The organism is Microcystis sp. CS-574 (assembly GCF_028329095.1).
Classification (GTDB): domain Bacteria; phylum Cyanobacteriota; class Cyanobacteriia; order Cyanobacteriales; family Microcystaceae; genus Microcystis; species Microcystis ichthyoblabe_A.
On record NZ_JAQMSY010000051.1, the window covers coordinates 1 to 6,936 of the forward strand.

At 43.6% G+C, this 6,936-nt stretch carries 8 protein-coding genes; all 8 read left to right on the forward strand.

Annotated features, from left to right (window positions below; all coding sequences use genetic code 11):
* The first annotated feature begins 167 nt into the window (after positions 1-167).
* Positions 168-1,487 carry a preprotein translocase subunit SecY gene (secY, locus tag PN470_RS03655; protein WP_002753894.1) on the forward strand — a complete coding sequence of 440 codons (1,320 nt, stop codon included), beginning with the start codon at positions 168-170 and terminating at the stop codon, positions 1,485-1,487.
* Between the two features lie 70 nt (positions 1,488-1,557).
* The gene (locus PN470_RS03660) at positions 1,558-2,124 is read left to right on the forward strand and encodes an adenylate kinase (RefSeq protein WP_272103693.1); all 567 of its coding nucleotides are present in this window, start codon (positions 1,558-1,560) and stop codon (positions 2,122-2,124) included.
* A gap of 600 nt (positions 2,125-2,724) precedes the next feature.
* Positions 2,725-4,626 (forward strand): glutamine--fructose-6-phosphate transaminase (isomerizing), encoded by a 1,902-nt coding sequence (glmS, locus tag PN470_RS03665; protein ID WP_103111304.1) that lies wholly within the window; start codon positions 2,725-2,727, stop codon positions 4,624-4,626.
* Positions 4,627-4,682: 56 nt separating this feature from the next.
* A complete protein-coding gene (locus PN470_RS03670; RefSeq protein WP_272103696.1) occupies positions 4,683-4,985 on the forward strand; it encodes a hypothetical protein in 303 nt (100 codons plus the stop codon).
* Positions 4,976-5,215 carry a DUF2283 domain-containing protein gene (locus tag PN470_RS03675; RefSeq protein WP_002753786.1) on the forward strand — a complete coding sequence of 80 codons (240 nt, stop codon included), beginning with the start codon at positions 4,976-4,978 and terminating at the stop codon, positions 5,213-5,215. The genes PN470_RS03670 and PN470_RS03675 overlap by 10 nt, the downstream gene beginning before the upstream one ends.
* Before the next feature lie 378 nt (positions 5,216-5,593).
* Positions 5,594-6,091, forward strand: a complete 498-nt coding sequence (locus PN470_RS03680) for a type I restriction-modification system subunit M N-terminal domain-containing protein (protein ID WP_238142311.1) — start codon at positions 5,594-5,596, stop codon at positions 6,089-6,091.
* A 19-nt stretch (positions 6,092-6,110) separates the two neighbouring features.
* Complete coding sequence (locus tag PN470_RS03685) at positions 6,111-6,527, forward strand: N-6 DNA methylase (RefSeq protein ID WP_272103699.1); 417 nt, start codon at positions 6,111-6,113, stop codon at positions 6,525-6,527.
* A 3-nt stretch (positions 6,528-6,530) separates the two neighbouring features.
* Positions 6,531-6,773 (forward strand): nucleotidyltransferase domain-containing protein, encoded by a 243-nt coding sequence (locus tag PN470_RS03690; protein WP_238142309.1) that lies wholly within the window; start codon positions 6,531-6,533, stop codon positions 6,771-6,773.
* Positions 6,774-6,936 lie beyond the last annotated feature (163 nt).

The window sequence follows — 6,936 nt, forward strand, 5'->3', positions numbered from 1 at the left end:
CCCCACACCCCACACCCTAACACCCAATCCCCACACCCTAACACCCAATCCCCAAGACCGGATTGCTATATCATAAGAAACACAGGGGAAATCTTAAAAAAATCGAGAAAGTTTTCCCCCTCGATTACTTTTTTCCATAAAAAAAACTGCACTAGAGGTAACTGTTAATGGTCGTCAGTCGTGATAAGGCTCCCACGGCACAGGAAACGTTTATGCAAATGGCACAAGCGGCCGGTTTACGCGGTCGCTTGTTGATTACATTGGGTTTACTGGTTCTGCTCCGTTTTGGGATGTTTGTACCGATCCCCGGTTTGGATCGGGCAAGATTAGCAGAAATTATTCAAAGTAACGCCGCTTTGGGAATCCTTGACCTGTTTACTGGGGGAGGATTATCGACGTTAGGGATTTTTGCCCTCGGCATTCTTCCCTATATCAACGCCTCAATTATCGTGCAACTACTCACCGCGGCCCTTCCTTCTTTGGAAGATTTACAGAAAAATGAAGGAGAGGCAGGACGGCGAAAAATTGCCCAAATTACCCGTTATATTGCCTTTGCTTGGTCAATTATTCAAAGTATCGGTATTACTCTCGGTTTATTGGTGGCTAACGGCGTTGTGGCTGGAACTTTACCCTCGATCGCCGCTACGGTTCTCGCTTTAGTGGCCGGTTCTATGTTCGTGATGTGGATTTCGGAACTGATTACGGAACGCGGTCTGGGAAATGGAGCATCTTTGCTGATTTTTGTCAACATTGTCGCTGTTTTACCAAAAACCCTCGGTGATACGATTACTTTTGCTCAACAGGGTGGCCGACAAGCGATCGCTCAAGTGGTGATTCTCTTGCTGGTTTTCTTGGTGATGATTATCGGCATTGTTTTTGTTCAGGAGGGAACCCGTCGGATTCCGATTGTTTCTGCCCGTCGTCAAGTGGGTCGTCGTCTCTATCGGGAAAGAACCAGTTATCTACCCCTACGACTCAATCAAGGGGGCGTGATGCCGATTATTTTCGCCTCCGCAGTGTTGGTCTTACCTTTCCAATTGGTGCAAGCTTTACCCACGGATAACCCGGTCGGTCAGGTTTTAGTCCAGCTGGTTAATGCCCTGCGTCCCGATAGTTGGGGTTATGTGGCTTTTTATAGCTTACTAATTCTCGGTTTTAGTTTCTTCTACGCTTCCCTGATCGTTAACCCCAAGGATATGTCCCAAAACCTGAAAAAAATGGGGACCAGTATTCCGGGGATTCGACCGGGGACCGCTACTACTAATTATCTGGAAGGGGTGCTGAATCGTCTCACCCTTTTGGGCGCTCTCTTTTTAAGTTTGGTGGCTACTGTGCCGACTGTAGTAGAAAGCGCCACCGGTGTCACCACTTTTCGCGGTTTGGGGGCAACTTCCCTATTAATTCTGGTGGGGGTGGCGATCGATACGGCGAAACAAATTCAAACCTATGTCATCTCTCAACGCTATGAGGGCATGATTAAACAGTAGTTAGATAGTCAGCCAGTGACCTTTTAGCGGTTACTGGTTGTTTTTTCCCTTAAAACCCTATATTTAATCCATGAGCAAACGGATCGGTGTGATATTTTTGGGACCGCCCGGATCGGGAAAAGGGACCCAATCGGCAAAATTAGCGGAATCTCTGACGATTCCTCATATTTCTACTGGTGAAATTTTACGTCAAGCAATTACAGAGAAGACAGAACTTGGTCAGCAAGCACAAGCTTATGTGGAAAAGGGCGAATTAGTCCCCGATGAGTTGTTGTTAGGTTTAATTCAGGAACGTTTAAAACAGCCTGACAGTGCTAAGGGTTGGATTCTTGATGGTTTTCCCCGCACGGTGGCACAGGCGAGCTTTTTAGACGCATTACTGGAAGAATTGGCCGATAGTTACACATTTGTGGTTAATTTGGCTGTACCAGATACGGTCTTAATTGAGCGTCTTATGCAACGGGGTCGTCAAGATGATACTAAAGAAACGATCGCCCGTCGCCTACAGGTTTATATCGACCAAACTGCCCCCGTTTTAGATTATTACGGTCAAAAGGGGACTCTTAACCATATCGACGGTAATCAACCGATGGACGCGGTTACTGCCGCTTTAACAGCAGTTGTCATTCCTGGGTAAAGTTTCCCTCAGTCAGTAATCAGTTATCAGTTATCAGTTATCAGTCAGTAAAAATTACCACTTTTTATAAGTTTTTTATATCAAACAGCCGTTAATAGTTGAGAATATTTAAATTTACATTTCGCAATATTTATCTTTTCTTAAGGATTTATTGAAAATAATTCTCATTTGTTTACGAGGTTGCAATACTTCCAGCGATTATGGTATAATTTCGCAGTATGAAATGATGGGTTTTTCTATGCTTTTTAGGGTTTTAGCTATCTGTTGATCCTGAAAACCCTTGCTAAATCTACACTCACCTATTCAGCAACAGCAATAAATGGCAGTTAAAGAGCCTTTTTTAAGCCAACCCGTTGATCAATTAATTGTGTAGTTTTGTTGCAAAGAGAAAGTTTTTTTGACAAAAAGAACAAAGTGTGCTGCTGAGTGATCTATATTGCTTTTATTTGTTCTCCCCACACCCTACACCCCACACCCCACACCCCAATCTCCTAGAAGGGAAACTTTGCCGTTACCCCTGCGTCTTGGGACTCTAAGCAAACAAGTGTCACGCTTGCGATAGAATAGATCGGACTTAGCCTAAATGGGGTCAGCGAAAGAATGTGCGGAATTGTTGGCTATATCGGAACCCAAACAGCGATCGATATTCTCCTAGCTGGTTTGGAACGTTTAGAATATCGGGGTTATGATTCGGCAGGGATTGCCACAATTCTCGAAGGTGAATTACATCGAGTCCGCGCCCAGGGAAAACTCTACAATCTGCGAGAAAAATTAGAACAGGAAGTTAATCCCTCCCAAATTGGCATCGGTCACACCCGTTGGGCAACCCACGGCAAACCCATAGAAAGTAATGCCCATCCCCACACCGATAACAGTCAACGGGTGGCAGTGGTACAGAATGGCATTGTCGAAAATTTTCAGGCATTAAGAACAGAATTAAAGGAAAAAGGCTGTATATTTGACTCGGAAACCGACACAGAAGTTATTCCCCATCTAATCGCCAGTTATTTACCCAAACCTAGCGATGAAGAAGACTTGGGGGTGAGTCCTTTCCTCAAGGCAGTTTTAAGGGCAATTGAACGTTTAGAGGGGGCCTTTGCCCTAGCGGTGATTAGTCCCGATTATCCCGATGAATTGATTGTCGTGCGGCAACACGCCCCTTTAATCATCGGTTTCGGTCAAGGGGAGTTTTTCTGTGCCTCCGATGTCAGTGCTTTGGTTCCCCATACCCGGGCAGTGCTGTCCTTGGATAATGGCGAAATCGCTCAGTTAACACCCTTGGGAGTAGAAATCTATAATTTTGAGGGAAAAAGAGTCCGTAAAAACCCCAGAGTCCTCGATTGGAGTCCGACAACCGTAGAAAAACAGGGTTATCGTCACTTCATGCTCAAGGAAATCTACGAACAACCCGGAGTGGTGCGCGACTGTTTAGGGACCTATCTGCATCCCCATTGGACAGCACAAAATGGGGATAATGTCAACCCGATAAATATTAATTTTTCTGAGGAAATTTACGAAAATTTAGAACATATTCAGATTTTAGCCTGTGGAACCAGTTGGCACGCTAGTTTAGTCGGTAAATACTTGATCGAGCAGTTGGCAGGTATTCCCACAAGAGTACAGTACGCCTCGGAATTTCGCTATGCACCCACCCCCCTGATGCCCAATACTTTAACCATCGGGGTGACGCAATCGGGGGAAACAGCCGACACTTTAGCGGCTTTGGAAACGGAAAAACAGCGTCGTTTAGGATTAGAAAAAAAATATCAGGCCCGGATTATCGGGATTACTAATCGCCCCGAAAGTACCCTAGCACAAATGGTCGATCAGATTATTAATACTCAGGCGGGGATCGAAATCGGGGTGGCGGCAACTAAGAGTTTTACCGCCCAGTTATTGGGTTTTTATCTCTTAGCTTTGGATTTATCCTATCGTCGTCAAACTCTGTCTTTAGAGAGAATCGAGGAAATTATTAATCAAATGCGATCGCTGCCAAGATCGATCGAAACTGTCTTAGAAACACAGGAAAAAGCGATCGAAGAATTGGCCCATGAATTTAATGACACCCAAGACTTTATTTTCTTGGGACGGGGGATTAATTTCCCCATCGCTTTAGAAGGGGCCTTAAAACTCAAAGAAATCAGTTATATTCATGCGGAAGGCTATCCCGCCGGAGAAATGAAACACGGACCCATCGCGCTTTTAGATGCAAAAGTTCCCGTAGTAGCGATTGCGATGCCGGGGGTAGTTTATGATAAGGTTCTCTCCAATGCACAGGAAGCAAAAGCCAGGGATGCGCGGTTATTGGGAGTAGTTGCTGACAGCGATACGGAAGCACCAAAAGTCTTTAATGATTTGTTGTATGTGCCGGAAGTTGAGGAATTATTATCGCCAATTTTAACAGTAATTCCCCTACAATTGCTCTCCTATCATATCGCAGCCCGTCGCGGTTTAGACGTGGATCAGCCGCGCAATTTAGCCAAAAGTGTCACGGTAGAATAAGGTTCCGTTGGGTTGAAAGTGTGGTTTAAAGGTCTATTTACACTGAATCGGAACCGATGAATCTTTATACAACTTCTCAGAATGGGGTTTTAATTCGTCTGACAGAGGAGAGATGGAAACACATTATCAGTGGACATAGTGAATTAGTATCGTATCAAGCGGAGATATTGGAAACCATTCGCCATCCTGAGAAAATCCTAGTAGGAAACCATCAGGAATTGTTGGCAGTTAAACAAATAGTTTCTGGAAAATATCTAATTGTTGTTTATCGGGAATTATCAGAGGGGGGATTTATTATTACTGCTTATTTAACCCGTCGTCTTCGTGAATTAACCAAGAGGAAACAAATATGGCTATAACTAGCATTAATATTCAATCCTATCTTAACTTCGCCAAGATGATTCACGCTCTGCCTCAGCAAGATTTTTGGACAGCTTATGATGCAAAAGCAGATGTTTTGTATATTAATTTTTATCAACCATCTTTACCTGCGGATGATAGCGAATTAACAGATAATGATGTGATTATTCGTTATCAAGGGGATAAGATCATTGGGTTAAGTATTCTCAATGTTAGTAAAATCCAATGATGCTAAGTAGCTGGTTATAATTAAATTAAAAATGGATTTTAGGTTCGATCCCCCCTTAATCCCCCCTTAATAAGGGGGGCATCTGATAATTTTTAACGCCTATCTACTTATAAATAGGGTTGGCTGCATATCAGTAGAAGCTTGGCTAGAAAAGGCTTTAATTAGTGATTGCAAAGCGATCGCTAGGCAAGATTGCCAGATAAAATTGAGAAACTGAGCTATATAGGAGCGATCGATCTTTGTGTCCTTTGTGTCTTTGTGGTTCGTTCCACCCCCTAGCCAGTTTTAGAATATATTTTACCCAGAAAACCTAAGAGACCCCCCGATTTTCAGTACAATATTACTGCAATATTGAAAGCAGTGAACGAGTAAACAGCGATGATCACCGGCGAATTAAAATCCAAAATAGATAAACTTTGGACAACCTTCTGGAATAACGGCATTAGTAACCCGCTTTCGGTAATCGAGCAGATTTCCTATTTACTCTTCATCAAGCGCCTAGATGACCTAGAACTAGCTAAGGAGCGTAAATCCCAAAGATTAGGCGAAAACCTCGAAAATCCCACCTTTTCCCCCAGCCAACAGCATATCCGTTGGTCCCACTTCAAAAATCTCGATGATGCCGAGACAATGCTCCAGATTGTCCGGGATGAAGCGTTTCCCTTTATCAAAGATCTGGGGCAATTGTCCAAGGGTAGCACCTACGCTAAACACATGAAGGACGCGGTGTTTCTCATCGCGTCTCCGGCGCTGCTGGGGACAGTAATCGAGCAAATTGAAAAAATCCCTATGGAGGATCGGGACACCAAAGGCGACCTTTACGAGTATATGCTCTCGAAACAAGGACATCCGCACCATCTTGGTAGAAGAACATAAGCTAGAGGGGGTGATATCGATGCCGTCGGGGGTGTTTAAACCTTATGCGGGGGTATCTACTGCGATCCTGATTTTTACGAAACTGGGGGTAAGGGAAAAGGGGACTGACTTCGTTTGGTTTTATGACATGGTGGCGGATGGTTTCTCTCTCGATGATAAGCGCCAACCGATTGCCGATAATGATATCCCGGACTTGCTGCGCTGTTGGCAGCAACGCGACTCCGCTAAGGATACCAATCGCCAAGCAAAGGCGTTTTTTGTGCCTCGCGAGGAGATTCAGGCCAATGCTTATGATCTATCAATTAACCGTTATAAGGAGATAGAGTACGAGGAAGTGAGCTATGAGCCGCCGAAGGTGATTTTACAGAATTTAAGGGCTTTAGAGGCTGATATTCGTCAGGATTTGGACGCATTAGAGGAGATGTTAGGAGATTAGGAGATGAAAAATCTACAGCTAGAGGTTATTCTGCGGGAGATAAAAGATTATTTCCATCTGCTCTATCAAAACCAATTACAGAAAATCGTCCTTTACGGTTCCCAAGCACGGGAATATGGACGGGAAGATTCTGATATCGATCTTTTGGTCATTCTTTCTGGTGTGGTGGATCCTTATCAGGAAATTGACCGCACGAGTGAATTTATCGCTAGGCTTTGCCTTGATTATAATAGACCTCTTGCATAATTTTTTTATGGTATAATATAAGTTTTTGCTTTTTTCTCAATTCTTAGATTGAAGTGGAAAAAAGAATAAAATGTGATCTTAGGTCAGGAAATCATCTATAATTTTGCTATGTTTATTAGCAAAATTATGGATTATCAAAACTTATCAGATGAACAATTCAAAC

What these genes read in the sequence shown, in the direction of transcription:
- secY (WP_002753894.1), top strand. Translation starts at nt 168, where the DNA reads ATGGTCGTCAGTCGTGATAAGGCTCCCACGGCACAGGAAACGTTTATG.
- PN470_RS03660 (WP_272103693.1), top strand. Translation starts at nt 1,558, where the DNA reads ATGAGCAAACGGATCGGTGTGATATTTTTGGGACCGCCCGGATCGGGA.
- glmS (WP_103111304.1), top strand. Translation starts at nt 2,725, where the DNA reads ATGTGCGGAATTGTTGGCTATATCGGAACCCAAACAGCGATCGATATT.
- PN470_RS03670 (WP_272103696.1), top strand. Translation starts at nt 4,683, where the DNA reads ATGAATCTTTATACAACTTCTCAGAATGGGGTTTTAATTCGTCTGACA.
- PN470_RS03675 (WP_002753786.1), top strand. Translation starts at nt 4,976, where the DNA reads ATGGCTATAACTAGCATTAATATTCAATCCTATCTTAACTTCGCCAAG.
- PN470_RS03680 (WP_238142311.1), top strand. Translation starts at nt 5,594, where the DNA reads ATGATCACCGGCGAATTAAAATCCAAAATAGATAAACTTTGGACAACC.
- PN470_RS03685 (WP_272103699.1), top strand. Translation starts at nt 6,111, where the DNA reads ATGCCGTCGGGGGTGTTTAAACCTTATGCGGGGGTATCTACTGCGATC.
- PN470_RS03690 (WP_238142309.1), top strand. Translation starts at nt 6,531, where the DNA reads ATGAAAAATCTACAGCTAGAGGTTATTCTGCGGGAGATAAAAGATTAT.